General features: G+C 73.5%; 24 protein-coding genes and 1 tRNA gene. 14 read left to right on the top strand and 11 right to left on the bottom strand.

All coding sequences use genetic code 11. From position 1 onward, the window contains the following. Nucleotides 1-20 precede the first annotated feature (20 nt). The 12 genes from hemB (at nt 21) to Q7T67_RS17220 (ending at nt 10,953) form a co-directional block, all read left to right on the top strand. Nucleotides 21-998 (top strand): porphobilinogen synthase, encoded by a 978-nt coding sequence (gene hemB, locus Q7T67_RS17165; protein ID WP_304792501.1) that lies wholly within the window; start codon nt 21-23, stop codon nt 996-998. A gap of 371 nt (nt 999-1,369) precedes the next feature. Continuing rightward, nucleotides 1,370-2,461, top strand: coding sequence for an AsnC family transcriptional regulator (locus Q7T67_RS17170; protein WP_304792504.1), 1,092 nt, complete (start codon nt 1,370-1,372; stop codon nt 2,459-2,461). Between the two features lie 82 nt (nt 2,462-2,543). Then, nucleotides 2,544-3,827 carry a glutamate-1-semialdehyde 2,1-aminomutase gene (gene hemL / locus Q7T67_RS17175; RefSeq protein ID WP_304792507.1) on the top strand — a complete coding sequence of 428 codons (1,284 nt, stop codon included), beginning with the start codon at nt 2,544-2,546 and terminating at the stop codon, nt 3,825-3,827. Then, a complete protein-coding gene (locus tag Q7T67_RS17180; protein WP_304792510.1) occupies nt 3,824-4,444 on the top strand; it encodes a hypothetical protein in 621 nt (206 codons plus the stop codon). The genes hemL and Q7T67_RS17180 overlap by 4 nt, the downstream gene beginning before the upstream one ends. A gap of 102 nt (nt 4,445-4,546) precedes the next feature. Continuing rightward, nucleotides 4,547-5,218 carry a ubiquinol-cytochrome c reductase iron-sulfur subunit gene (locus Q7T67_RS17185; RefSeq protein WP_304792513.1) on the top strand — a complete coding sequence of 224 codons (672 nt, stop codon included), beginning with the start codon at nt 4,547-4,549 and terminating at the stop codon, nt 5,216-5,218. A gap of 4 nt (nt 5,219-5,222) precedes the next feature. Beyond that, nucleotides 5,223-6,026 carry a cytochrome b N-terminal domain-containing protein gene (locus tag Q7T67_RS17190; protein WP_304792516.1) on the top strand — a complete coding sequence of 268 codons (804 nt, stop codon included), beginning with the start codon at nt 5,223-5,225 and terminating at the stop codon, nt 6,024-6,026. After that, nucleotides 6,023-6,847, top strand: a complete 825-nt coding sequence (locus Q7T67_RS17195; protein ID WP_304792519.1) for a c-type cytochrome — start codon at nt 6,023-6,025, stop codon at nt 6,845-6,847. The genes Q7T67_RS17190 and Q7T67_RS17195 overlap by 4 nt, the downstream gene beginning before the upstream one ends. 229 nt (nt 6,848-7,076) lie before the next feature. After that, complete coding sequence (locus Q7T67_RS17200; RefSeq protein WP_304792522.1) at nt 7,077-8,093, top strand: polyprenyl synthetase family protein; 1,017 nt, start codon at nt 7,077-7,079, stop codon at nt 8,091-8,093. A gap of 102 nt (nt 8,094-8,195) precedes the next feature. Continuing rightward, a complete protein-coding gene (locus Q7T67_RS17205) occupies nt 8,196-8,441 on the top strand; it encodes a twin-arginine translocase TatA/TatE family subunit (protein ID WP_304792525.1) in 246 nt (81 codons plus the stop codon). A 6-nt stretch (nt 8,442-8,447) separates the two neighbouring features. Continuing rightward, complete coding sequence (tatC, locus tag Q7T67_RS17210; RefSeq protein ID WP_304792527.1) at nt 8,448-9,965, top strand: twin-arginine translocase subunit TatC; 1,518 nt, start codon at nt 8,448-8,450, stop codon at nt 9,963-9,965. A 105-nt stretch (nt 9,966-10,070) separates the two neighbouring features. Continuing rightward, complete coding sequence (locus Q7T67_RS17215; RefSeq protein ID WP_304792529.1) at nt 10,071-10,829, top strand: hypothetical protein; 759 nt, start codon at nt 10,071-10,073, stop codon at nt 10,827-10,829. A 50-nt stretch (nt 10,830-10,879) separates the two neighbouring features. Next, nucleotides 10,880-10,953: transfer RNA gene (locus Q7T67_RS17220), tRNA-Lys, on the top strand. 187 nt (nt 10,954-11,140) lie between these two features. Here the strand turns inward: Q7T67_RS17220 and Q7T67_RS17225 are convergent. The 10 genes from Q7T67_RS17225 to Q7T67_RS17270 form a co-directional block, all read right to left on the bottom strand. Further along, nucleotides 11,141-12,823: a chitinase gene (locus Q7T67_RS17225; protein ID WP_304792532.1), complete on the bottom strand. Its 1,683-nt coding sequence runs from the start codon at nt 12,821-12,823 to the stop codon at nt 11,141-11,143. After that, nucleotides 12,820-15,252: a glycosyltransferase family 2 protein gene (locus Q7T67_RS17230; RefSeq protein WP_304792535.1), complete on the bottom strand. Its 2,433-nt coding sequence runs from the start codon at nt 15,250-15,252 to the stop codon at nt 12,820-12,822. The genes Q7T67_RS17225 and Q7T67_RS17230 overlap by 4 nt, the downstream gene beginning before the upstream one ends. Nucleotides 15,253-15,417: 165 nt before the next feature. Beyond that, nucleotides 15,418-16,119 (bottom strand): SOS response-associated peptidase, encoded by a 702-nt coding sequence (locus tag Q7T67_RS17235; protein ID WP_304792538.1) that lies wholly within the window; start codon nt 16,117-16,119, stop codon nt 15,418-15,420. 67 nt (nt 16,120-16,186) lie between these two features. After that, the gene (locus Q7T67_RS17240; RefSeq protein WP_304792541.1) at nt 16,187-17,242 is read right to left on the bottom strand and encodes a glycosyltransferase; all 1,056 of its coding nucleotides are present in this window, start codon (nt 17,240-17,242) and stop codon (nt 16,187-16,189) included. After that, nucleotides 17,239-17,853 (bottom strand): hypothetical protein, encoded by a 615-nt coding sequence (locus Q7T67_RS17245; RefSeq protein ID WP_304792544.1) that lies wholly within the window; start codon nt 17,851-17,853, stop codon nt 17,239-17,241. The genes Q7T67_RS17240 and Q7T67_RS17245 overlap by 4 nt, the downstream gene beginning before the upstream one ends. Further along, nucleotides 17,850-18,722, bottom strand: a complete 873-nt coding sequence (locus Q7T67_RS17250; protein ID WP_304792546.1) for an ABC transporter ATP-binding protein — start codon at nt 18,720-18,722, stop codon at nt 17,850-17,852. The genes Q7T67_RS17245 and Q7T67_RS17250 overlap by 4 nt, the downstream gene beginning before the upstream one ends. Then, nucleotides 18,719-19,522, bottom strand: a complete 804-nt coding sequence (locus tag Q7T67_RS17255; RefSeq protein WP_304792548.1) for an ABC transporter permease — start codon at nt 19,520-19,522, stop codon at nt 18,719-18,721. The genes Q7T67_RS17250 and Q7T67_RS17255 overlap by 4 nt, the downstream gene beginning before the upstream one ends. Then, a complete protein-coding gene (locus Q7T67_RS17260) occupies nt 19,519-21,024 on the bottom strand; it encodes a sugar transferase (RefSeq protein WP_304792551.1) in 1,506 nt (501 codons plus the stop codon). The genes Q7T67_RS17255 and Q7T67_RS17260 overlap by 4 nt, the downstream gene beginning before the upstream one ends. A 112-nt stretch (nt 21,025-21,136) precedes the next feature. Beyond that, on the bottom strand, nt 21,137-22,084 hold the full coding sequence (locus Q7T67_RS17265) for a UDP-glucuronic acid decarboxylase family protein (RefSeq protein WP_304792554.1): 948 nt from the start codon (nt 22,082-22,084) through the stop codon (nt 21,137-21,139). 78 nt (nt 22,085-22,162) lie between these two features. After that, entirely contained in the window at nt 22,163-22,339 is a 177-nt protein-coding gene (locus tag Q7T67_RS17270) for a hypothetical protein (protein ID WP_304792557.1), read from the bottom strand. 74 nt (nt 22,340-22,413) lie between these two features. Here Q7T67_RS17270 and Q7T67_RS17275 point away from each other — a divergent pair, with 74 nt between their 5' ends. Together Q7T67_RS17275 and Q7T67_RS17280 are read left to right on the top strand one after the other, a co-directional pair. After that, the gene (locus Q7T67_RS17275) at nt 22,414-22,950 is read left to right on the top strand and encodes a ferritin (RefSeq protein WP_304792560.1); all 537 of its coding nucleotides are present in this window, start codon (nt 22,414-22,416) and stop codon (nt 22,948-22,950) included. Nucleotides 22,951-22,981: 31 nt separating this feature from the next. Further along, nucleotides 22,982-24,748 (top strand): hypothetical protein, encoded by a 1,767-nt coding sequence (locus tag Q7T67_RS17280; protein ID WP_304792563.1) that lies wholly within the window; start codon nt 22,982-22,984, stop codon nt 24,746-24,748. A gap of 23 nt (nt 24,749-24,771) precedes the next feature. Here the strand turns inward: Q7T67_RS17280 and Q7T67_RS17285 are convergent, their stop codons facing one another. Then, nucleotides 24,772-25,542 carry a hypothetical protein gene (locus Q7T67_RS17285; protein ID WP_304792566.1) on the bottom strand — a complete coding sequence of 257 codons (771 nt, stop codon included), beginning with the start codon at nt 25,540-25,542 and terminating at the stop codon, nt 24,772-24,774. Nucleotides 25,543-25,628: the final 86 nt, after the last annotated feature.

Raw genomic sequence — 25,628 nt, forward strand, 5'->3', positions numbered from 1 at the left:
CGTCGTCCTACGATGCAGCGATGGCCTTCCCGCGCTCCCGACCCCGCCGTCTGCGGCGCACCCCCGCCCTGCGCGCGATGGTGCGGGAGACGTCGCTGCGTCCGGAGCAGCTCGTCCTGCCGATGTTCATCGGCGAGGGGCAGGACGGCCCGGTGCCGATCGAGGCGATGCCGGGGGTCGTGCGACACACGGTCGACGGAGCGGTGCGGGCGGCGCGCGAGGCGGCAGCCGCGGGTGTCGGCGGCGTGATGCTCTTCGGCATCCCGCTCCACAAGGACCACGAGGGGTCGGGCGCCTGGGACGACGACCAGGTGGTCCAGCGGGCCAGCCGCGAGATCCGCGCGCAGGTCGACGGCCTGACCGTCGGGGCCGACCTGTGCCTGTGCGAGTACACCGACCACGGGCACTGCGGGCTGCTCGACGACCACGGCCACGTGCTGAACGACGAGAGCCTGGAGCTGCTGGCCCGCGCCGCGGTGTCGCAGGCCGCCGCCGGCGCGGAGGTCCTCTACCCCTCCGACATGATGGACGGCCGGATCGGCGCGGTCCGCGACGCCCTCGACGCGGCGGGCCACCAGGACGTCGTGATCGTCGCGCACTCGGGCAAGCTCGCCTCGTCGTACTACGGCCCGTTCCGCGAGGCCGCGGGCTCCACGCCCGCGTTCGGCGATCGCCGCAGCTACCAGATGGATCCCGCCAACGGCGACGAGGCGATCCGCGAGGCCCGGCAGGACGTCGAGGAGGGCGCGGACATGATCATGGTCAAGCCCGCCGGCCCCGCGCTGGACCTGGTGCGCCGCACCCGCGACGCCGTCGACGTCCCCGTCGCCGGGTACCAGGTCAGCGGCGAGTACTCGATGATCAAGGCCGGCGCCGCGGCGGGCTACGTCGACGAGGCGCTGGTCTCCATGGAGTCCCTCCTCGCGATCCGTCGCGCCGGCGCGAGCGTCATCGCCACGTACTTCGCGGTCGACGCGGCCCGCCGCCTGCAGGGCTGACCCGAGCGCGGCGACCGTCGCCCGACCTGCCGGCAGGCCCTGGTGCGGTTCGCGCCGGCGGCGGTCGGCGGCGGGACCCGGACGGCCCGGCCCCCGCGCCGCCCTCCGTCGTCCGCGCCGGTGGCGGTCGCCGGTGGGACCCGGACGGCCCGGCCGTGGGGAACCGACGCTCCCGCCCCGGAGCCGTTCTGGCGCGGCCGACGCCCCGACCTGCCGGCAAGCCCTGATGCGGTTCGCGCCGGTGGCGGTCGGCGGCGGGACCCGGACGGCCCGGCCGTCGGGAACCGACGCTCCCGCGTCGGATTCGTCCTGGCGCGAACCGCACCCCCCTCCTCGTCCGTACGATGGATGGATCGACCTGAGGAGCCCGCATGGCCACCAGTGACAAGACGGCTGTCCCGAAGATCCGCAGCCGGAAGGACGGCGCCGCCGTCCCCTTGGACGCGACGGACAAGTCGCTGATGAACACCCTGCAGGGCGCCTTCCCGCTGGTCCCGCGCCCGTACGCCGAGATCGCGACGGTCGTCGGCATCTCCGAGGACGAGGTCCTGGCGCGCACCCAGCGCCTGGAGAAGGACCGGATCATCCGGCAGGTCACCCCGATCTACGACACCCGCGCGTTCGGCTACGGCTCGATGCTCGTGGCGGCGAAGGTCGACGCCGAGAACCCGTGGCGTCCGGCGAAGGTCATCAACGACCACCCGGGCGTGTCGCACAACTACCTGCGCAACCACGACTTCAACATGTGGTTCACGCTGGCGGTCGAGGAGGACTCCAAGCTCGGCCTGCAGGGCACCCTCGACGTGCTGCAGGAGCTCACCGGCGCGGAGTCGATCCGTCAGCTGCCGACGCTCCAGCTGTTCAAGATCCGCATGGACCTCGACATGGCCGGCGACACGAAGGACCTCGCCACGGCCGGCGTGGCCGTCGCCCCGGCCGAGACCGAGCGCCAGCCCTACGACGAGTTCGACAAGAAGGTCGTGCGCGAGACCCAGGGCTCGCTGCCGATCGTGCAGGAGCCGTTCGCGCCCGCCGCGAAGGCCCTGGGCATCTCCCAGGAGGCGCTGCTCGAGCACCTCGAGGGGATGACGGAGCGCAAGCTCCTGCGCCGCGTCGCCGCGATCCTCTTCCACCGTCGCGCGGGCTTCTCCGCCAACGGCATGGGCGTGTGGCAGGTCGACCCGGACCGCATCGAGGAGATCGGCATCCGGATGGCCGCCTACCGCGGCATCTCGCACTGCTACCAGCGGCCGACGTACGCGGACTGGAAGTACCAGGTCTTCACGATGGCCCACGGGCGCTCCAAGGAGGAGTGCGACGCGATCCTCGACGCGATCGCCAACGAGGTCCCCGGCATCGAGGACCGCTCGACGCTGTACAGCTCGACCGAGTTCAAGAAGATCCGGCTGCAGTACTTCACCGAGCAGTTCAAGGACTGGGAACGCCAGAACGCCGGGGTCTGACCCGGGCCGGCCGCGCGGGCGTCCTCCCGTCGGCCGGCCGCGTCCGCTGCGCCCACACCCGCTCTCCCGAGGACCCCGACCCGTGCCGATCTCCCTCACCGACGCCAAGTCCGCCGAGCTCTTCGCCCGCGCCCGCCGGGTGCTCCCCGGCGGCGTGAACTCCCCGGTCCGCGCGATGCGCTCGATCGGGCGCGACCCGCTGTTCGTCGAGCGCGCACGCGGGGTCGACCTCGTCGACGTCGACGGCAACCGCTACGTCGACTGGGTCTGCTCCTGGGGCCCGCTGATCCACGGGCACGCGCACCCGGACATCCTCGCCGCGATCCACCACGCCGCCGCCGCGGGGACCACCTTCGGCGCCCCGACGCTCGCCGAGGTCGAGATCGCGGAGGAGATCGCCTCCCGCGTGCCGTCCGTCGAGATGCTGCGGATGACCTCGTCGGGCACCGAGGCCTCGATGAGCGCGATCCGGCTCGCCCGCGCCGCGACCGGCCGCGACGTGATCGTCAAGTTCGCCGGGCACTACCACGGGCACGTGGACGGGCTCCTCGCGGACGCCGGCTCCGGGCTGGCCACGCAGGGCATCCCCGCCTCGGCCGGCGTCCTCGCCTCGGCGACCGCCGCGACGATCGTCGTCCCCTGGAACGACCGCGAGGCCGTGACCGCCGCACTCCGGGAGCACGAGGTCGCTGCGCTCGTCTGCGAGCCCTACCCCGGCAACATGGGCCTCGTGCCCCCTGCGGACGGCTTCCTGGCCTTCCTCCGGGAGCAGACGGAGGAGCACGGCGCGCTCCTGGTCTTCGACGAGGTCATCAGCGGGTTCCGCGTCGGTCCCGGCGGCGCCCAGGAGCGCGAGGGCGTCACGCCCGACCTCACGGTGATGGGCAAGGTCCTCGGCGGCGGGCTCCCGGCCGCGGCGTTCGGCGGCTCCCGCGAGCTGATGGAGCGCCTCGCGCCGCTGGGCGACGTGTACCAGGCGGGGACGCTGTCTGGCAATCCCCTGGCGGTCGCGGCCGGCCTCACGAGCCTGCGGATGCTCGACGACGCCGCATACGCCCGGATCGACGAGACGACCACGGCGCTCGCCGGCGGGCTGCGGGAGGCCGCCGGCGACCGGCCGGTCCAGGTCGTCAGCGTCACCGGCCTCGTCACCGTGTTCTTCAGCCCGACGCCGATCACGGACTACGACGAGGCGAAGGCGTGCGACACCGAGGCCTACGGGCGGTGGTGCCGCGGGCTCCTCGCCCGCGGGATCTACGCACCCCCGTCCCAGTTCGAGGCGATGTTCGTGTCGCTCGCCCACGAGCCCGAGCACGTGAAGCTGACGGTCGAGGCCGCCGCCGCCGCGTTCGAGAGCGCCTGGTGAGTCCCGGGGCGGCCGGCACGCCGGTCCTGGCCCGGCTCGCCGCGGCGCTCCGCGAGGAGGGCGGCCTGCCCCCCGAGGTCGTCCACGACCCCCTGCCGGACGCCGACGACCGGATCGGCCGGGCCGTGGCCGACGGTCCGCGCGCGGCCGACGTCGGCCCCGCCCTGTCCCTGGCGGCCGAGGCCACCCGCGAGGCCGAGCTGCTCCACCACGCTCCCGAGCACGCGCGCGTCGTGCGGACGGACGACCGCGACCTCGCCCTGCTGGCCGGCGACCGCCTGTACGCCCTCGGGCTCGAGCGGCTCGCGGTCGGGGGATGGACCGACGAGGTCGCGATCCTGGCCGACGTCGTCGCGCTGGTCGCCCGCCTCCACGGCCCCCCGGCCATGGCCATCGGCCCCGCGTCCGACGGTGAGGAGGCGGGCGGCACGGGGGCCCCGGACGAGGCCGCCGCGCGCACCACGGTCCTCTGGAGCGCCGCCGCGGCCGCTCTCGGCGGAGGTGCGGGATCTCGTGCAGCGGTACTCCTCCGGGACGTCCGCGACGGCGGACTGCCAGATTCCAACGCCCTAACCGCGGTCTCGGCCGCCTCGCCCGACGGGCCGCCCGAGCACTAGCACGCCGAGCGGACTCCAAGGACGGATCGCGATTGGGGCCCGGGCAGGTACGATCCGCCGGTCCTCACGCTTCCCTCGTGGGACGACGCAGGAGCCTCACACGTGTCAGACCGACGCCCAGCGCAGAGCAAGTACACCATCGACCGCGGAATCCCCGGAGCCTTCGAGGGGGAGACCGTCACGCGTCGCCGCCTCATGGTGTTCGCGGCCAACGCCACAGCGGGGGTCGCCATCGGCGGCGTCGCGCTCGCGGCGACCGGATTCGCGGTCGGCCAGCCGTTCGTGGAGGTGGACACGGGCTGGCACGACGTCGGCCCGCTGGACGAGATCCCGGACGACACGTACGTGCCCCGCGTCATCACCCTCGACCCGAAGACGGGTCAGGTCGGCAAGTCCACCGCCTACCTGCGCAAGCGCAACGGCACCGTGGACAAGGAGCCCGCCGACAAGTGGAACCAGGTCATCGCGATCTCGTCCCGCTGCATGCACATGGGCTGCCCCGCCCGGTACGTGCAGGCCGCGAAGAACTTCGTGTGCCCGTGCCACGGCGGCGTCTACGACTTCCGCGGCGAGGTCGCCGCCGGCCCGCCGGTGCGTCCGCTCGACCGCTTCTACACCCGCGTCGTCGACGGCCGGGTGCAGGTCGGCAAGCGCTTCTCGGTCAACTCGCAGATCGAGCGCTTCTCCCCGCGTCCGCCCGGCCAGCCGCTCGACGGCATCGGGCAGTACCTCTTCCCGTCGCGCCCGACCCAGCGCAAGATCCCGGGCACCTGATCTCATGGCGAAGCTGAAGCTCCTCCCCTCGCTGCCCGTCGGGCTGCGGGCACCGACCCGGCCGGGCGATCCGGTCGAGAAGAAGGGCCCGATCGGTCACGCCCAGGACGCCGGCATCCACGCCGTCGACTGGGTGGACGAGCGCACGTCCCTCTCGGGCACGATGCGCTGGGTCATGTTCCGGCCGATCCCCAAGGGGACGAACTGGTTCTACACCCTGGGCACGGCCACGATGGTGGCCTTCATCAACCAGGTCATCACGGGCATCGTGCTCGGCATGTACTACGAACCGTCCGCCACCCGCGCGTACGAGTCGATGAAGTACATCAACAACGAGGTCTTCCTCGGCGAGTTCGTGCACGGCATGCACCGCTGGGGCTCCACCGTGATGGTGGTGCTGATCTTCCTGCACATGGCCAGGACGTTCTTCTTCGGCGCGTACAAGTACCCGCGTGAGCTGAACTGGGTCATCGGCGTCGTCCTGCTCGTCCTGACGATGCTGATGTCGGTGACCGGCTACCTGCTGCCGTTCGACCAGCGCGCCTACTGGGCGTCGGTCGTGGCCATGAACATCGCGGGCAACGCGCCGATCGTCGGGCCGTTCACGCCGGACATCGCGCTCGGCGGACCGGACGTCACCACGCTGACGCTGTCCCGCTTCTACCTGATCCACATGATGATCATCCCGGGCGCCCTGATCGGCCTGATCGGCGCGCACCTCTACCTGGTGATCAAGCTGGGTACCACCGCCCCCCCGTGGGTCCGGGCTGACAAGGTCAGCGCCGGCCTGAAGGAGCACCAGGAATGAACCAGCGCGAGAAGGAGGAGTACCTCCGCGAATACGCCGTCCTGAAGGCGCAGGGGAAGCCGTTCTTCCCCTACATCATCGTCAAGGACGGCGTGATGATGATCGTCGTCATCGGGACGATCATGCTGCTCTCGCTGCTCCTGGGCGGCGAGCTGACGGCCAAGGCCGACGCGACGACCACCACCTACGCCCCGCGACCGGAGTGGTACTACTTCTGGGCGTTCGAGCTGCTGCGCGTCGTCAAGCCGCCGTACCTGGTGGGTCTCGCGACCGTCGGCATCCCGACGATCTCGATCCTGCTGCTGATCCTGCTCCCGTTCTACGACCGGAACCCGGAGCGGCACCCGCTGCGCCGGCCGATCGCGACGACGACGGGCATCTTCCTCATCGGCGCGATGTTCTTCCTCTCGTACCTCGGTGCCGAGGCCGGCGCCCCGTCCCGGATCGAGCTCGGGCCGCCCCCTGCGATCCAGGAGGCGGACCAGGCCACGCAGACCAAGTGGGACCTCGGGCGCAAGCTCGTCGCCCAGAGCTCGTGTGGTGGCTGCCACAAGATCGGTGAGAACGGCAACGACGGCCCCGGGCCGCCGCTGACCGAGATCGGCGATCGGCTGAAGGAGGGCGCGATCCGCGAGACGCTGATCAACCCGACCGCGCCGATGCCGTCCTTCGCGGACCTGGGCGCCGACCAGATCGACAAGATGGCCTTCTTCCTGTCGTCGCTGAAGAGCGGCGGCGAGGACGAGGGTGCGAGCGCCACCGGCGCCGAGGGCGGCGGAGCCGAGTCCGAGGGCGGATCGGCCCCGAGCAAGGCCCCGTAGGTCCCGCCCCGGGCGACGTCCCGGAGCGATCGGCAGGACACGGCGTCGGCCGGGCGAGAGCCCGGCCGTCGCCGTCCGAGGGCCGGGCGTCAGGGGACCATCGCGGCGCCTCGGCCCGGCCCACCCGGGTCCCTGGGGCGTTCGGCGGACGGGGGCCCGGCGGGCCCGTCCCGGTCGACGGGCCCGCACCCCGCCTCGCCGGCAGGTGCGGTCCGGCTACGCTCGTCCGGTGAGCACTGCGAACGGCGCATCCCAGGACCGCGTCCCCGCCGCCGTGCTGCCGATCCTCGCCGCCGCCGGCGACCACGTCCCCGCGGTCCTGGCCGACGTGGAGGCGGCGCTCCGGACGGCGGCGGCGCCCGGCTCAGGACCCCTCGACGCCGCGGCCCTCGACACCGTCGCCGCGGGCGGCAAGCGCCTGCGGCCGCTGCTGGCCATCGTGGTCGGCGGTCCGGACGTGGCCGATCCCGACGGTCCGGCCCGCGCGGCGGTGGTGCGCGCAGGCGTCGCGGTCGAGCTGACCCACACCGCGACGCTGCTGCACGACGACGTGCTCGACGCGGGCCTGCTGCGGCGCGGGCGCCCCACCGCGTTCGCCCGCGACGGCCGTGCCGCCGCGACGTGCCTGGGCGACGTCCTCTTCGCCGCCGCCTTCGGCACCCTGGCCGGCGGTGGGGACGCCCGGGCGCTGCGCGTGCTGGCGCGCGCGTCACGAGAGCTGGCCCAGGGCGAGCTCCTGCAGCGCGCCGACGCCTGGAGCGCCGACGTGGACGAGGAGCGCTACCTGCGGCGCTGCCACCTGAAGACCGGCGCGCTGTTCGAGGCCTCGGCGCGCCTCGGGGCACTCGCCGCCGGCGAGGAGGACGAGGCGTTCGCCCGCTTCGCGTCGGCCATAGGTGTCGCGTTCCAGCTGTTCGACGACGTCCTGGACGTCGTCGCCCCGCCCGAGCAGACCGGCAAGCCCCGGGGGACCGACCTGCTGGACGGCACGGTCACGCTGCCGATGCTCGTGGCCCGGGAGCGCGACCCGGAGCTCCGCGCCCTCGACGTCCGGACGATCACGACCGCCGAGCAGGCCGCCGACGTGTGCGACCGCATCGCGGCGACCGGGGCGACGGACGTCACCGAGGAGCGGGCCCGGGCCCTGGTGGCCGACGGCGTCGCGGCGCTGCCCGACGGCCTGGACGAGGCGCGGCGGACGGCGCTCGGCCTGGTCGCGCGCGGCGTCGTCGATCGACGGCTCTAGGCCTCTGCGGGCCGGCCCCGCGGGCCGCCGAGCGTCCAGGTCTGCATCCGGTGGGCGTCCGGGGGCGTTCCCTTCCGTGAGATGACCTGGGAGGATCCCACCATGCCCCTCGCACTGATCACCCCGGTGACTGCCGTCATCGTCCTCGCGGTCGTGCTGCTCGTCCTGGGCCCGAAGCGCCTCACGGGCGTCGGCAAGGCCCTCGGCTCCAACATCCGGGACTTCCAGAAGTCGGTCACCTCCGGTGACGACGACAAGAAGGACCTCCCCTCGGCGCAGCACGCCGACGGGACCGAGGCCGTGACCGGCGAGCCGGTCGACGAGCCGCGCCGCACCCCGCGCGCGTAGCCCTCCATGGCGAAGCTCCGGCCGGTCTCCCACGAGGACCGCTTCACGCTGGTCGAGCACCTCACGGAGCTGCGGACGCGGATCATCACGATGATCGCGATCTTCATCGTCGCGTTCGCGTTCGCCTACTGGCAGAACGGCAACATCCTCGAGATCGTCAACTCGCCGCTCGAGAAGTCGCAGAAGGTCAACGCGAAGAAGTGCACGGGCAAGAGCAACGACAGCCAGCAGTCCGTCTGCTTCGAGCGGTCCGTCGCCGCCGCCCTGCGGGCGTTCGAGCCCCTCGTCGTCGCACCGGCCCCCGGGGACTCCCGCACCGAGGCGCTGCAGAAGGCGCAGGCGCTGAAGGCGCTGCGGACCACGCAGGAGCTCGCGCCCACGAGCACGACGCGCAAGCCCGTGACCCTGGGCGTGGCGGAGCCGTTCTTCCAGACGCTGAACGTGGCGATGTACGGCGCCCTGGTGCTGTCGCTGCCGCTGCTGCTCTACCAGCTCTACGCGTTCCTGATCCCGGCGTTCACCTCACGCGAGAGACGGGCCATCGTCCCGCTGCTGATCGGGGTGCCGTTCCTGTTCTACGCCGGCGTGGCGTTCGCGTACTTCCTGGCGCTGCCACGAGCGGTGGACTTCCTCCAGAACTTCAACGCCGACAACTTCGACATCCTGGTCCAGGCCAAGGACTACTACAAGTTCGTCGCCCTGTTCGTGGCCGGCTCCGGGCTGATCTTCCAGGTCCCCGTCCTCGTCATCGCGCTCTCGCGCCTGGGGATCCTGAGCGCGAAGCAGATGCGCAAGAAGCGCGGCTTCGTGGCGATCGTCGCCGCAGTGGTCGCCGCCGTCATCACCCCGACGCCGGACGCCGTGACGATGCTGCTGATGATGGCCCCGCTCGTCGTGCTGTTCGAGCTGAGCGTCGCGGTCGCGTCGCTGCTCGAGCGACGGGCCCCCGTCGGCGGCGTCAGCGGACGGCTCTCCGAGTGGCGGGAGTTCGGCGAGCAGGGGTACCGCGAGGAGGACGACGTCTCCGAGCGCGACGACGAGGACGACGACCGCCCCCGCCCGCCGCGCCCCGCCCCGGCCTCCTCCGCGGAGGAGGACCCGGACGACGACGACGAGGACTTCGGTCCCGGCGGATCCTTCGACCACTTCGCGCTGGACGACGAGGACGACGACGAGCCGCCCCACGGCGAGGACCCGGACCCGGCGCTGCTCGGCGACCCGGCCGGTCCCCGTCCCGCGGGTCCCGGGGACGTCGTGCCCAAGCCGGCGCCGGAGGACTGGGAGTCCCGCGCCGACGCCCTGGACGCCGCGGACCCGTACGCCGAGGACGACGCACCCGGGACCCGGGGCGCCGGGTCGGGCGACGGCTCCGCGAGGCCCGAGGGCTGGGAGGCCGAGGCCGACGCGCTCGACGCGGCCGACCCGTACGCCCGGGCCGACGACGCCGACCGCCCGGAGCCCCGCTCCGAGGTCGAGACCGAGGACGCGTCGGACGACGACGCGCCCGGTCCGCCGGCGCGCTGACCCGCAGCTCGGGGACGCCCGCCCGGGACGTCGTCGACGGCGTCCTCGGCGGGGCGGTGGGAGGCCGGTGGCGGGTGAACGCTCGCCGCCCTCTATCCTGGCCCCATGCTCTTCGACCTGCGCGCCCCGGGCCGCAAGCGCGCCGTCCAGGTGGTCTACGTCGTCCTCGCCGTGGTCCTCGTCGGCGGCACGATCCTCTTCGGCGTCGGTACCGGCCTGCCCGGCATCTTCGGCGGCAACAGCAACTCCGCCAGCACGCAGTCGCTGAGCGACCAGAACCAGGATCGCCTCGACGCGCTGGAGAAGCGCGTCGCCGCGAACCCGCGCGACGCCGCGGCCTGGGGCTCGATCGCCTCGCTGCGCTACGCCGCCGGCGTCGAGCAGATCCCGCAGGACGCCACGGCGGCGACCCCGGAGGCCAAGGAGCAGTTCACGCGGGCCGCTGCCGCGTGGTCGAAGTACCTCGCGCTCAAGCCGGACCCGGTCGACGTGCAGGTCGCCAACCGCATGGCGACCGCGTTCTCCCCGGAGAACCTGAACCGCCCGGCCGACTGGGCCGACGCCCAGGGCCTGTCGACGCAGGCGGTGGAGGAGAAGTCGGAGGCCGACGGCACGCCGGTCCCGGCCGAGACCTACATCGCCCTGCTGCAGGCGCAGTACGCCGCCAAGCGCGAGCGGCTGGCCAAGATCACCGAGACCAAGCTGCGCGACGTCGCCCCCAAGAGCGACGAGAAGCTGATCGACGCCACGATCGCGCTTGCCAAGAACCCGAACGACACGAAGGCCCAGGCCGCGCTGCAGGCGGCGCAGGGCGGCGGGACCACCCCGGGCGGCACGGTGACGCTCCCGGACGAGGGCAAGTAGCCCCTCCGGCCACGCGACATCGATCCCGGAGCATCTTGTACGATGCTCGGGCCTCGGTAGCTCAACTGGTTAGAGCAGTGGACTCTTAATCCGAAGGTTGAGGGTTCGAGTCCCTCCCGAGGCACTTGGGAAGAAGCCCCCGTCATCGACGGGGGTTTCGTCGTTCCGGGCCCGGAACGACGCCCTCCGGCCGTCCGACGGTCGGGGCCGTGGCACCGGTCCTCCCGCCGGCGGTTCTCGCCCTCCGAGCCGCCGCCGGGCTTGAATCGCCGCCGGGCTCAGCCGCCGCCGGGCTCGAGCCGCCGCGCGACTCAGCCGCCGCGCGTCGAGGGCCCGCCGGCCGCCGGGGTCTGCGGCTTGACGGCGTCGGGGGCCGGAACGCCGGGCACCGGGTACAGCGGCGTCCAGGGCGACGGGCCGTCGCGGGTCGGCGGCGCCCCCGGGACGTCGCCCTTCGTCCACCACGCCGCGCGGTAGGGCAGCCCGTCCTTCAGGACCCGCGCTCCCTGGCGGTAGGCGGTCGCCCTCGACCAGGCGGGGTGGGTGCCGGGGGCGCTGCGCGCGATCACGGGCGGGCGATCGCCGCGCAGCACGGGACCGACGAGGGCCCACGGGTGGTTCGTCACGTCGACCGGGGCGTCCGGCGTCGCGCCCTGCGTGAACCAGCGGGCCTGCCAGACCGCCTGGTGCCAGACGATCTTCGTCCCGGTGGTGTATCCGCCCGCCGGGGTCCAGACGGGGTAGGGACTCTTGGCGGGGTCGTCGACGGAGGCGACCGTCGCCCGGGGCTGCGCCGCCTCGGAGGGCGTGCGACGGGCGGCCGCCCGGGCGTTGCCCGCCAGGCGCCCCAGCACCCGGGTGAACTCGTGGTCCTCCTGCTTCACGCCGCTGCAGAGGTTCGACCGGGTGCCGACCACGAGGAACGTGACGCCGCACGGCGCGTCCCGGTTGAGCGACCACATCGACACCCGGCCGAGCGCCTTCTGGCGGGCGAAGGCGGCGACCCGCCGGGCGCCGGCGACGCTCAGGCGCTCCGCCGGGACGTCGTTCTGGCCGATCATCACGGTCACGCCGAGCCGACGCCAGACGTCGGCGGCGGGGAGGGCGCGGCCCCGGGCCGCGTAGAGCGCGCCGAGCTGTGCGTGGCTGGCCCGGAGGGCGGCGGTGATGGCCCCGGGCATGTCGGTGTGCGCGTCGCCGCCGAAGTCCATCGCCATGACGTTGACGCCGGCGACGTCGATGCCGGCGGCGAGGGTGCCGCGGACGAACGCCACGGCGTCCGCCTGGAGCCCGGTCGGCAGCACCGGGACCGTCAGCCAGACGGCCAGCCGTCCGCCGGACGCGCGCGCCTCCCGCTGCAGGGTGGCGATCACCGCGGCCCGCCGGGCGTTGGCCACCACGTTGCGCAGCGCCCAGCCCTCGACGTCGATGTCGATGGTGTCGGCGGAGTACCGGTCGAGCGTCTCGCGGTACGCCCGGGCCAGCGCCCCCGGATCGCGGCAGGTCAGGGCGAGCTCGGAGTTTGCCTGCCCCCCGAACGAGACGATCGCGTCGCCGCCCTGCCCGCGGACCTGGGCGACCCGTCGGTCGAGGTCCAGCACGGCCGCCGCGTCGTCGAGGGAGTGGAATCCGCCCCAGCTCGGGCGGCAGCCGTCCTTCGGGTCCGCGACGACGAACCCGAGGACGAGGTCGCGGGCGAGGTGGACGGCCCGGTCCTGGAAGGCCAGGGTCGGCGTGAGCGTCACGTCCACGTAGGGCGCGAACCACGTCCCGGACGCGGCTGGTCGCGGCTCGTCCGTCGTGCTCCTCGCGGACCCGGGCGGGGACACGGCGAGCCAGGCGCCGGCGGCGACCAGCACGCAGACGGCGAGGGCCAGCGCGACCCGGACCGGCGAGAGCCGCGGCTCGGGCGCATCGCCGAGGGTCGAGGGGTCGGGTCCGGGCGGGACCGGGGCCGGTCTGCTCGCCCGCGGGGGGAGGCCGTCCCTGCTCATCGGTCCAGGCTCTCGGGTCGGTGCTCGGCGATCGAGGACAGCGCGGTGGCCGCCACCGCGAGGCCCGCCGTCGCGGCGGTGGCGGCCGCGGGCGGCACCACGACGGGCGTCGTCCCGACGACGACGTCCGGCGGCCCGGGACGGACCGGAGGCGGGACGCGCGGGACGACGGGATCGTCGCCGGCGAGCTCCCCGAGGACCGCGGCCCAGTGGGGCGTGGCCGGGGCCGCCGGCGTCCGCACGGTCGTGACGCGGCGACGGGCGCGGATCGGGGCCGGTCGCGCGGTGTCCGACGGCCGGTGCAGCCAGGAGAGGACGTTCACGCCCACGTCCACGACCGAGTTGCGGACCCCGATGTAGGCGACGATGGCGAACGACGCGAGGATGCCGTTGATCGCGGCGAAGCCCGCGTTGAGCCAGCGCTCCCGTCCGAAGTCGCCGAGGAACGTGACCACGGAGAACGCGACGAAGACGTACGGGGCGAGGACGAACAGGAGGGACGGAGCCGTCCGCCCACGCACCTTGGGGGTGCGGCGGAACGCCGCCTTCGTGCTGGTCAGTCCCTGGACCAGTGAGCTGATCACGCCCATCAGGTTGACGGCGAGGAGGACGAGGTTGAAGCCGTAGATCCCGAGCACGTCCCGGGCGCGGTACCCGCACGACCGCAGGTCGGCTGCGAGCGCCACGAAGTACGGCACGGAGATCAGGACGATGAACGGGCTGAGCAGCCGGTCGTCGAAGCGGAACACCAGGAGGTACAGGAGCCCCGCGGTGCTCCACGCGATCGAGGCCATGTAGTTGACCCGGAGGAAGACCTCGCCGAACCGCGGGCGCTCCCCGCGCCGCCGGCGGGCCCGGACCTGCTGCCACAGCCGCGGGAGGATGAGCAGGCCACCGTTGGCCCACCGCCCGCGCTGGATCGAGAGCGCCCCGAAGTCCGCGGGAGTGGCGCTGTAGCTGAGCCGCTCGGGGTAGTTCAGGAGCCCCCACCCGTGCGTGCCGAGGTCGATGCTGGACTCGGTGTCCTCGATGACCGTCCGGTCCGAGACGTAGCGGCGGATCTCCCAGTCGCCCTCGTGGTCGACCTCGCAGAGGTCGTCCAGCGCCCGCTTGCGCAGCACCGCGTTGGCGCCGACCCAGAACGTCGCGCCGTAGGCGGTCATCCCCTGGTGCACGAGGTACTGCAGGTCCGTGGTGGCGCCCGCGATCCGCTCGATCCGCGTGGACGCCCCGGGGAAGGCGCTGTACGGGGCCTGGGCGACGGCGATCCGCGCGTGCTGGGCCTGCTCGAGCAGGCGGGTGATCCGCAGGCAGTACCCGGGCAGCAGCAGGCTGTCGGAGTCCAGGGTCAGCACGAAGTCGGGATCGCGGACGACGAGGTCGGCCTCCGCCTCCGGGGCGGGCACCAGTGCGACCCCGTCCGGGCCGGTCCGCTCGCGGAAGGCGCCGCCCATCAGCCCGAGGTAGCTGTTCAGGTTCATCGCCTTGTTCGGCTCGTGCGAGAGCGAGACGTAGCGCTTGCGCGAGAAGCTCGAGATGCGGGCCCCGAAGATGTGCGGCAGGCGCTGGAGGTGGCCGCGCAGGGCGGCTCGCGGGAGGGTCGCGCCGGCGTCCGTGGCCTCGCGGAGGGCCGCGGCGGTCGCACGCAGGTCCCGGGCGAGCGCGAGCAGCACGTGCTCGACGAGGAACCGGTCGGTGTGGTCGACGACGACGTACTCGGCGCCGGACCGCTCCAGCCACGCGGCCGCGTCGTCGTGGGCCTCGGCGACCCGGAGCGCCTCGTCCGCCGCCTGAGCCGAGCGGCCGTCGGTGCGCTCGTCGAAGGCGTCGAGGGCACGCAGGGCACGGCCGAGGGGCTCGGCCAGCTGCCGTTCGAGCTCTCCGGGGAGTCGCCGGGCGTCGGCGAGCATCGCGGCCGGGCGTGCGTACCGCGGCGACGGCGGATCGTCGATCAGCAGCACGAGCTCGAGGTCGGGGTACTCCTGCAGCGCGGCGGACAGCAGCGTGAGCCGGTTGACGCGGTCGTCCTCCTGGTAGGACGGGACGAGCACGGTGAGCGTCGGCGCCCGTCCGGCGAAGTCGCGCAGCTCGCGCACGCTCGCCCGACGGTGCGTCCGCGTGCGGGCGAGGTGGCCCAGGCGCGCGATCAGGTAGGCGAGCGCCGAGCACCCCAGGAGGGTGGTGACCACGACGTACCCGACGAGGCCGGCGTCGATCGGGAGCTCGCCGCCCCCCAGGGCCGTCGTCCGCGACGCGCTGAGCACGATGAAGCCGAGCCAGCCGACGACGGTCAGGACGACCGCGAGCTTGCTCAGCGCGATGCCCACGTCCGACGCGGGAGGGGCCACCGGGTCGGGCGCGTCGCGCCGGTCCGAGCCCCACTGTCGGCGCGGTCCTTCGGTGTCGGTCCTGCGGGTCCGTCGGCGCATCCATCGGTCCTTCGTCGCACATCGAGGCGACGTCGAGGAAACGCCTCGGCGAGCATAGGTCACCTGCGGGCCGGGGAGCCGATCCCGCCCCGTTCCGTAGGTCGTCCGTCCAGTCGCCCTCCGTCGTCCCGGCCCGGAGCCGGTCGCGGGCGACGCCGGCGGGGGTCAGTCGATCTCGACGCCGGGGTCGAGCAGCTCGGCGCCCTGGTTCTTCACCGCGTTGACCTTCTTCGAGGCCGGCGACAGGGTGACGCGGTCGTCGGCGAGCGGCTGGATCAGCTCGATCGCGTCCTCGGCCCCCAGGTCGGGGTTCAGCCAGGCGAGCTCCTCCTCGCGCCCCGCCAGGACGGCGGGCATGCGGTCGTGGACGCGGGACGCGGGGCCGTTGGCGGTGGTCGTGACGATCGTGACCGTGGTGATCGGCTCATCGAGGTCGTCGACCTTCGTGGTGTTCTTCAGGCCGGCGAACGCGAACCATCCGCCGCCGTCGACGACGTGGTGGAACGGGGCCGGCTTCTCGCCCTTCGCCTCGGCCTTGATCCACTCGTACCAGCCGTCGGCGGGGATCAGCACGCGGTGCGACGCCGTGTTGAGCAGCGGCCGCCACATCTTCGACTCGAGCAGCTTGTCGTTGCGGGCGTTGATCGGCTGGAGGCGGTCCTTGCTCGTCTTCGCCCACCGCGGCAGCAGGCCCCAGCGGGCCGTCAGCCCGGCCAGGTCGCCGTCCTCCGCCCGCTCGACCACGCCGACCTGCTGGCGCGGAGCGACGTTGTAGCGCCCCAGGGACGAGCCGAGCTCGGCCGCGGAGGCGTCGAAGCGGGCGTCGAACTCGGCCGGCTGACCGGCGGTGGTGTAGCGGCCGCACATGGCGCGAGCGTATCGCGACGCCCGCGTCCCGCCGGGGAACCCGCCCGCGGGCGACCGGTCGTGCCCCTCAGCGGATCGCGGCCACCGCGACGACCCGCTCGATGGCGGTGCGCAGGGCCTGGGCGGTCGTCGTCTCGTCGTAGGCGACGAGGCGACGGTGACCGCGCTCGAGCAGCTCCGCGCGCAGCTCGCGGTCGCCGAGGACGGCGTCGAGCAGGCCCGCGACGACGCCGAGGTCCTCGTCGGCGGTGAGGAGGGCCGCGTCGCCGGCGACCTCGGCCACGCCGCCGGACGGCCGGCCGACGACCGGCAGGCCGTAGTGGAAGGCCTCGAGGATCGGCACGCAGAAGCCCTCGTGCTCCGACATGCAGCAGAGGGCGTCGGCGCCGCGGTAGCGGTCGGCGAGCTCGTCCTGGGTCAGGCCGCGCTCCCAGGTGAACGCCCCGGGCCCGAGCAGGCGGTCGCCGAGCTCCTGGACCATGGCCCCGTAGTGGTCGTTGACCGGCTCGCCGATGATGCGGAGCGTCGCGTCCGGGCGGTGTCGGGCGCGCAGGAGAGCGACGGCGCGGATCAGCGAGTCGTGGCGCTTGTGGGGGCAGAGCCGTCCGACGAAGAGGATCTCGCCGCCGCCGGGCGCCGGATCGCGCAGACCGCCCCGCCGCCCGTAGCGCTCGGCCTCGAAGAGGATCGGGATGACGGTGTCGGCCCCGAACTCCTCCGCGGTGTACCGCGACGCACCGGCGGGGACCGTGGCGGCGGCCATCACGCGCTCGGCGTCGCGCCGGCCGAGGTAGCACTGCAGGGCGGTCAGCGGGTCGTACTGCCAGAACCACTCCGGCGGGGTGATGTTCTGGCACAGCACGAGCGATCGTCCGTGGCCTTCGAGCAGGTCGCGCAGTCCCGGCGTGTAGGCCGAGTACTGGGTGAAGATCACCTCGTCGGGGTGCGGCACGAGGGACCGCATCGGGACGAACTTCGACGTCATCCGCGGGTCGATGTGCACCGCGGCGTCCGTCCCGCCCCAGCCCCAGCGGTCGAAGAGCCGCCGGAACCGCAGCGCCTGGTTCGTGATCGCGTCGTAGGGCCCGGCGCCGCCGATGACCTGGTGGACGACGACGCTCATCGGGCGCCGTCCTCCGGTCCGGAGCCGGCGGCGGTCCCCGCGGTGGTGGCGCCGGCGGATCCTGCGGTCGCGTGGTCCCCGTGGGCCGGGCGCCCGCCCTGCGCGAGATCCGTCGCGACGGCGAACGGGTCGGACGGGGCACCCGGATCGGGGTTCACGGGGGACGGGGCCTCCGGGAGCGGGTCGCCGAACGTCTGCGGGGGCCCGACGGGGTCGGCGGGCGGCTGCACCCCGGCGCGGGCCTCGAGCTCCTCGACCCGGGCGTGCAGGCCGCGGATCTCGGCCTTCATCGCCTGGATCTCCTCGCGCATCAGCGTCGAGCGCAGGGACAGGTGCACGTTCAGCCGGTTCTGGACCGACTGGACCTGGGCGTGGTACTGGCCCAGCAGCCGCAGCTGGCCCTGCTTCACGGCGGTGACGGCCTTGCCGACGGGGCCCGCGCGCGTCGAGCGGACCTCGCGCAGGTCGGGCTCGATGACGGCCCACTGGACGAGCTGGTCGTCGCTGGGCTGGTCGGAGCGCTCGACCTCGAGGCCGCCGGCCGGGATCGTCGTCCCGGCGTGCTCGCCGGCGAGCCGCCGGGCGTGGGCGAGGGCGTCCTCGGGCCTCATGCGTCGTCCTCCTCGGAGCGGTCCCCGGTGACGGGTCCGGTCGTGCCGGCGGCGACCTCGGCCAGGTGGTCCGTGCCGCGGACCGGGGCGGCCTCGCCCTCCAGGAGGCGGACGTACTGCTGCAGGACGACCTCGGTGGGACCGTCGGCGGCGACCCGGCCGCCCTCGAGCAGCACGGTCCGGCGACAGGTGCGCTCGATCAGCGACAGGTCGTGCGAGACGAGGACGAGCGTCGAGCCGCCGGCGACCTGGGCGGCGATCCGCTCCTCGCACTTGCGCTGGAACGCGCCGTCGCCGACCGCGAGGACCTCGTCGATCAGCAGCACGTCGGCGTCGAGGAACGCCACGATCGCGAACGCCAGCCGCACGAGCATGCCGCTGGAGTAGGCCTTCAGCGGCAGGTCGACGAACTCGCCGAGCTCGGAGAAGGCGACCATCTCGTCGAGCCGCTCCTCGACCTGGCGGCGCGTCAGGCCGTAGAGGGCGCCGCCCATCATGATGTTCTCGCGGCCCGAGAAGTCCCGGCTGAAGCCCGCGGCGAGGTCGAGCAGCGCGGCGACGTGGCCGCCGATCCGGACGGTGCCGCCGTCGAGCGGGACGATGCCTGCGAGGACCCGCAGGGTCGAGCTCTTGCCGGCACCGTTGCGCCCGACGATGGCGACGGTCTCGCCCGGCTCGATCCGCAGGTCGACGCCGCGCAGCGCCCAGACCTCCTCCGGACCGCGGACGCCCTTGCGCCGCGCGCCGGACCGCAGGACGAGCTCCTTCAGCGTCCGTCCGGCGTCGGCCTGGACGCGGAACGAGCGCGTGGCGGCCTCGAGCTCGATCGTCCCGGCGGGGACGCGGTCCTGCTCGTAGCCGCCGCTCACAGCATCACCGCGAGGTCGCGCTGCAGCCGGCGGAACAGCGCCGCACCGACGACCAGCGCGACGACGGCGACCACGACGAGGTAGACGAGCGTCTGGGCCGACGGCACGGCACCGTCGTAGAGGATCGTGCGCACGGCCTCGGCGAACGGGGCGACCGGGTTCAGCCACTCCAGCGCGAAGCGGGCGAGCGACTGGTCCGTGATGTCGGTCGGCCGGTAGAAGATCGGCGTCACGAAGAACCACGGGACGAGGATCGCCCCGACGATCGGCTGCACGTCGCGGAAGTGGGCGTGCAGCCCCGAGATCGCCAGCGCGAGGCCCTGCACGAAGAGCACGAGCAGCAGGACGACGACCGGCAGCAGCAGCAGCTGGAACCCGAGGGTGCCGCGGAAGGCGACCGTCAGCACGGCGACGATCGCCAGCAGGGCGGCGAACGTCAGCGCCTGCACGGTGACGACGGCGGTCGGGATGATCTCGCGCGGGAACCGGGCCTTGCGCAGCAGCGCGGCCTGGGCCAGCAGGCTGTCGCCGGCCGCCGGCAGCGTCTGCTGCACGAACAGCCAGACGACCATGGCGGTCATGATGAACAGCGGGTAGGCGGGGTGGCTGAAGCCGGGCTTCAGCACCACGCCGAACATCAGGTAGTAGGCCCCGAGCAGCAGCAGCGGGTTGACCAGGTACCAGAGCAGGCCCAGGACGGAGCCCTGGTACTTCTGCCGCAGCTCGCGCTGGACGAGCTGCTGGAAGAGGAAGCCGTGGCCCTTGAGGTCCGACGGGCGGGACGCGGAGGTCGAACTCAAAACGCGCCGCGTCGCCCGAAGACGGCGGGGATGGTCTTCACGAGGATCGACATGTCGAGCGAGACGGACCAGCGCTCGAGGTAGAGGAAGTCCAGGCGGACCATGTCGTCGAAGTCGAGGTCCGAGCGGCCCGAGACCTGCCACAGGCCGGTGACGCCGGGCAGCACGAGGTAGCGCTTCTTGTGCCACTCCTCGAGCCGGTCGTAGTCGCGCTGGGGCAGCGGACGCGGACCGACGAGCGACATCTCGCCGCGGAGCACGTTGATGAGCTGGAGGAGCTCGTCGAGGGACAGCCGGCGCAGCATCCGCCCGATCGGCGTGACCCGGGGGTCGTTGCGCATCTTGAAGATCGCGCCGCCGGCCTCGTTGAGCTCCTCCAGCTCGTGCTGACGGACGTCGGCGTCCTCGTACATCGTGCGGAACTTCAGGCAGTCGAACGGCACGCCGCCGACCCCGGGTCGCCGCGAGCGGTAGACGACCGGGCCCGAGCTGGTGAACCGCACGGCGGCGGCGATCATCAGCAGCAGCGGGCTGAGGACGACGAGGATCGCGCTCGACACGAGCAGGTCGAACGTGCGCTTGATCGCGAAGTCGAGGCCCTCGGAGACCGGGGGCTTGAGCTCGAACAGCGGGACGGTCTGGCCCGGCAGGAACTCGGCGCGGTGGACGAGGATCTCCATCGTCGACGGCGCGACCCGCACGGCGATCCCGAGCCGGTGGGCCTGGTCGACGATCTCGAGCGCCTGCTCCTCGGGGAACGCCGGGTCGGTGATGATCACCTCGTCGATGTTCCCGGCGCTCAGCAGGGCCGGCAGGTCGGCCGCGACGCCGAGCGACCGGGCGCGCTGGGGCCGCACGTCGCCGACGTCCGTGGTGAGGATGCCGGTGACCTGGATGGCCGAGTCGACGTCCTCGGACAGCGCCGCCGCGACGGCGTCGGAGTGCTGGCTCGTGCCGACGAGGATCGCCCGGCGCTGCTGCCCGGAGGACTTCAGGAGCCGGGCGCTCGAGGTCTCGTACGCCAGACGGAGGAGCCCGATGTAGACGACTCCGACGATCACCGAGCCGTAGAAGATGTAGTAGCTCGAGAACTGCTCGCGCTGGCCGTTGATCAGCACGAAGACCATCGCGAAGACCATCACCTGGAACAGGCCGGTGACGATCTTGCCCAGGCCCGGCCGCTCGGTCCGGCGACCGTAGAGGCCCATCCGCCCGAAGTTCAGGAGGACGACGAGGATCGTGAACGGCGCGATCTCACGCGCCTGATGCGCGTGCCAGCCCGGGGTGAACGTCCCGAGCCACGCGGCCTTGAGCGCCAGAGCGGTGAAGATCGCGGCGTAGACGCTGGCCGCGTCGATGGCCAGGAGGGCGATCAGCCGCATCGCCTTGCGCAGCGTGTCGCGGCTGAGCACGGACTGCACGACCGCCGGGCGCTTGGCCCGGATGTCGACGGCTGGCCGCAACGGGGTGACCGACGCGGGCTGGTGGAGCTCGCGCCTCACGGTCGGTTCAGGGCCCCGGTCGGAGCTGTGCCTCGCCTGATGCACCAACCGTGAAGCCTCTCACAGGTCTGGGAAGTCCGTCGCAGCAGGGCGTGCAGCCCTGCGTACGGGGTCAATTCAGCGTGCCGCGGAGTGCGTCGCGGCCGGCGAGCTCGATGGTCTTGCGGAGGCCGTCGGTGAGGTCGACGGTGGGCTCCCAGCCGAGGATGTCCTTGGCGCGGGTGATGTCGGGGCGGCGCTGCTTGGGGTCGTCCTTGGGCAGCGGCTGGTGGACGATCTCGCTCTTGGAGCCGGTGACGTCGATGACGGCCTTGGCGAGCTCCACGAGGGTGAACTCGCCGGGGTTGCCGATGTTGACGGGCTGGTGCTCGCCGGATTCCGCCAGGGCGATGATGCCGCGGATGAGGTCGTCGGAGTAGCAGAAGGACCGGGTCTGGGATCCGTCGCCGAACATCGTGATCGGCTCGTCGCCGAGGGCCTGACGGAAGAAGGTCGGGATGGCGCGGCCGTCGTTGGGGCGCATGCGGGCGCCGTAGGTGTTGAAGATGCGGACGATGGCGGTGTCGACGCCCTGCTGGCGGTGGTAGGCCATCGTCAGCGCCTCGGCGTAGCGCTTGGCCTCGTCGTAGACGCCGCGGGGGCCGATCGGGTTGACGTGGCCCCAGTAGGACTCCTCCTGCGGGTGGACCTGCGGGTCGCCGTAGACCTCGCTGGTGGAGAAGAGCAGGAAGCGGGCGCGGTGGCGCTTGGCGAGTCCGAGTGCGTGGTGGGTGCCGTGGGAGCCGACCTTGAGGGTGTGCAGCGGCAGCCGGAGGTAGTCGATCGGCGACGCGGGGGAGGCGGCGTGGTACACGAAGTCGACGGGCTCGTCGACGTGGAAGGGGGAGACGATGTCGACCTGGCGGAACTCGAACTCGGGTCCGCGGATGTGCTCGATGTTGTTGAGCGAGCCGGTCTCGAGGTTGTCGACGCAGATCACGCGGTGGCCGCGGGAGAGCAGCTCGTCGCAGAGGTGCGATCCCAGGAACCCGGCACCGCCGGTGACGAGACAGGTGGTCATGGTCGGAGAGCCTAGTGCCGCGCGGGGCGCGGCGGCCGCCGCCGGAGGTCGGACGCGTCCCGTCGGCCCGGCCGGCGGCTACTTGCGGGCGGCCTTGAAGGCCTTGCCCGGGACCTTCGTCGCCGGCTCGTAGTGGCGCTTGTCCAGCCGCTCGGCGAGGCCGGCGGTCTCCAGGCGCTTCCACACGACGGGGCACTTCTTGCACCGCGGGCCGCTCTTGCAGCACTTCTTCTTCACGGTGACGACGTCGGGCATTCCACGGCCCACGGTACCCCTCGGGGCGCGCCGGGACGCACGCCGCGCCACGGAGCCGGGGTACAGTTGCGCGCATGCCCGCCCCCGAGTTCGTCGACGCCCTCAACGAGCAGATCGCGCACGAGTTCGCCGCCAGTCAGCAGTACGTCGCCGTCGCGGTGCACTACGACCGCGAGACGCTGCCGCGCCTGGCCGGCTTCTTCTACGCCCAGGCCGTCGAGGAGCGCGGCCACGCGATGAAGATGATCCAGTACCTGATGGACGTCGACGCGGACGTCGTGGTGCCGCCGGTGCGCGGCCCGCGCAACGGCTTCGCGGACATCGTCGAGCCGATCCAGATCGCGCTGGACCAGGAGAAGCAGGTCACGGAGCAGATCTCGCGCCTGGCGAAGATCGCCCGCGAGACCGGCGACTACCAGTCCGAGCAGTTCATCCAGTGGTTCCTGAAGGAGCAGGTCGAGGAGGTCTCGACGATGGGTGACCTCCTGACCACCGTCAAGCGCTCGGCCGCCAACCCGCTGTGGGTCGAGGAGTTCCTGGCCCGCGAGTCCTTCGGCGGCGGCGACGAGGGCGACGCGGGCGCGCCGCCCACCGCCGGCGGCGACCTGTAGGCCGGCGACCCCGCCGCCGACCCCTTCCGCCTTGGGTTCTCCGCCCGCCCGTCCGCAGGGCTCCTCCGCGCCGTCCGGTCCCCGGCCCGGCGACGCGCCGACGTCGCCGACGGCCCGTCCGGACCGGCCGGCGTCGTGGCGCTCCCGCGAGGCGGCCCTCGTCGCGGGGCTCGTCCTGCTCGCGCTCGTCCTGCGCCTGCCGACGGCCGGCCTGCAGAGCTTCTGGCTCGACGAGGTCTACACCGGCCGGATCGTCGACGGCTCGCTCGGCCACGCCTGGTCGACGGTCCAGCGCACCGAGAACACGCCCCCGCTCTTCTACCTCCTCGACTGGGGCTGGGGCAGGCTGTTCGGCACGAGCGAGTTCGCGCTGCGATCGCTCTCGGCGCTCGCCGGGGCGCTCGCCGTGCTGCCCGTGGCGCGCCTCGTGCGCTCGATCGGCGAGGCGACGGACACCGGGCGGGGGCGCGCCGTGCCGCCCGTCGGTCCGGAGCCCGCGGGTCCTGCGTCCGCCCCCGGAGTCCCGGTGTCGGCCGGCACCGCGGCGGCGACGCCGCTGGCCGCGTCCCCGGGCCACGCCGAGCGCCTGGCAGCAGGGCTGGTCGAGGCGATGCGGCGTCCGGTCTCCGGCGAGGGTCGCGGCTTGCCGCTGTCCGTCGTCCTGGCAGGGGGGCTCCTCGTCGTCGTCAGCCCGCTGGCCCACTGGTTCTCCCAGGAGGCCCGCAGCTACGCGCTGTTCGTCCTGCTCTCCGGCCTCGCGTGGCTCGCGCTGGTCCGCGCGCTCCGGGAGCCGACGCCGCGGGCGCTCGGGCTCTGGGCCGTCGCGGCGGCTGCGGCGACGTGGACCCACTACTTCGGCGGGCTGCTGTTCCTCGTGGGCTGGTCCGCGATTGTCGTGGTGCTGGTCGCCGCCGCCGGCGACCGACGCCGTGCTGCGCTGCGACCGGTGCTTCTGCCCGCGGGCCTCTCGGCCGTCGGGGTGCTCGCGCTCTTGCCGATCGCGCTGAACCAGCAGTCGACAGGCATGTACGAGGCGATCTCGAAGGTCAAAGGCCTGCCGGACCGGATCGTCGAGACGCCGAAGCAGTTCGCCGTCGGGTACAGCGCGCCGGCCGAGGCGGTGACGGGGGCCGTCGTCGTCCTCGTCCTGACGGTGCTCGTCGCCGCGGGCGCCTGGCCGCGGGGGGGCCGCGCCACCCGGGGCACCGTCCTGCTCGGGCTCGTCGCGACGGTGTGGCTCCTGCCGCTGGTGGCACTCGCCGGCGGGTTCGACGTCGTCCTCACCCGCAACTTCGTGCTGCTTCTCCCGCCGCTCTTTGTCCTCGCCGCGCTCGGCGCGGGCCGGCTGGGGCGCGGCGGCTTGGTCGCGCTGGGTGCCGTCACGGTCGCGCAGGTCGCCGTCATCGTCCTCGTCGCGCTCACCCCGGTCTACCAGCGGGAAGACTGGCGCGGGATCATGGCCGCGGCGCAGGACGGTCAGCCGGCCCCGGAGCTCCTCTTCATCACGGCCTACCAGGGCCCGGCCGCGACCTACTACTCGCCGACCCTCCGGAGGGCCGACCCCCGTCGGCCGGTCGCGCTGCGCTCGCTGGCGGTCGTCGACCGGCTCGTGGACGGGAAGGCCCTGAAGGACGCCCCCGTGCCGCAGCCCCCGCCGGGCTTCGTGCTCTCGCGGGTGGAGCAGCGGGATCAATGGCACGTCTTCGTCTGGACGGCGCCGAGGCCAACCCGGATCTCGCCCGAGCTCCTGCGGTCGCTCCAGGTCACGCCTCCGCGCACCGCGGTGCTGCGGCCCTGAGGTCCGGTCCGGGCGCGTCCGCCTCAGTCACCGGGCGGGTAGTCATTGCCCCGTGCGGCCTCGGCGGCCGCGCGGCGGCGGCCCAGCACGATCAGCCCGATCGCCGCGATCAGGATGAGCGGGACGCTGGCGATCGCCCACCACGGCGCACCGTCCTCCTCGCCGGAGACGTCGACGATCCGGCCCTCGCCGGCCTCGGGACCGGCCGCCGCGGTGTCGTCCGTCGTGGTGGCCGGCGCCTCGCCGGTGGTCGTGTCCGTCGCGGTGCCGGGGGAGGTGCCGCCGGAGGCCGGTGCGTCGTCGCCCGACGCGGCCTGCTCGTCACCGTCTGCCCCCGTCGCGCCGCCGCCCGCGGTCGCCGCGGGGTCCGGGCCGGGCGGGTTGGCCTCGGCGTTGCTGACCCGCAGGCGCTCGCCCGTGCTCAGGCGGACGACGGCGGAGACGTCCCACGAGCGCCAGTCGCCGCGGTCGGCGGTCGGGACGTCGGTGTGGGCGATGCCCGCCGCGTCGCGGGTCGTCGTCGCCCGGAAGGTCTCGCCGCCGGCGGGGCGGATCCAGTAGGTGACGGTCGCGCCCTCGCCGGTGCCGCGGCCCTCGATCGTGGTCGAGACGTCGATGGCCTCGCGGCCGGCCGGGGTCTGCGTCTCGGCGGCGTTGACGAGGATCTTCACGCCATCGCCGCCGCCCTCGGCGATCGTCGTGCCGCCGTGCGCGCCGGCCGGGGACGCGGCGCCGAGCGCGGCGATCCCGGTCAGGGCGACGACGAGGAGCGGGCGGAGGGCCGCGGTGCGCATCGGCCCATGCTGACAGGCGACCACGGCGGCTCGCGTCGCGTGGCGCGGGCGGCCGACGGGCACGGGGCCGCGCCGGCCGGCGCGGC

Source organism: Patulibacter sp., assembly GCF_030655195.1.
Classification (GTDB): Bacteria; Actinomycetota; Thermoleophilia; order Solirubrobacterales; family Solirubrobacteraceae; genus Patulibacter.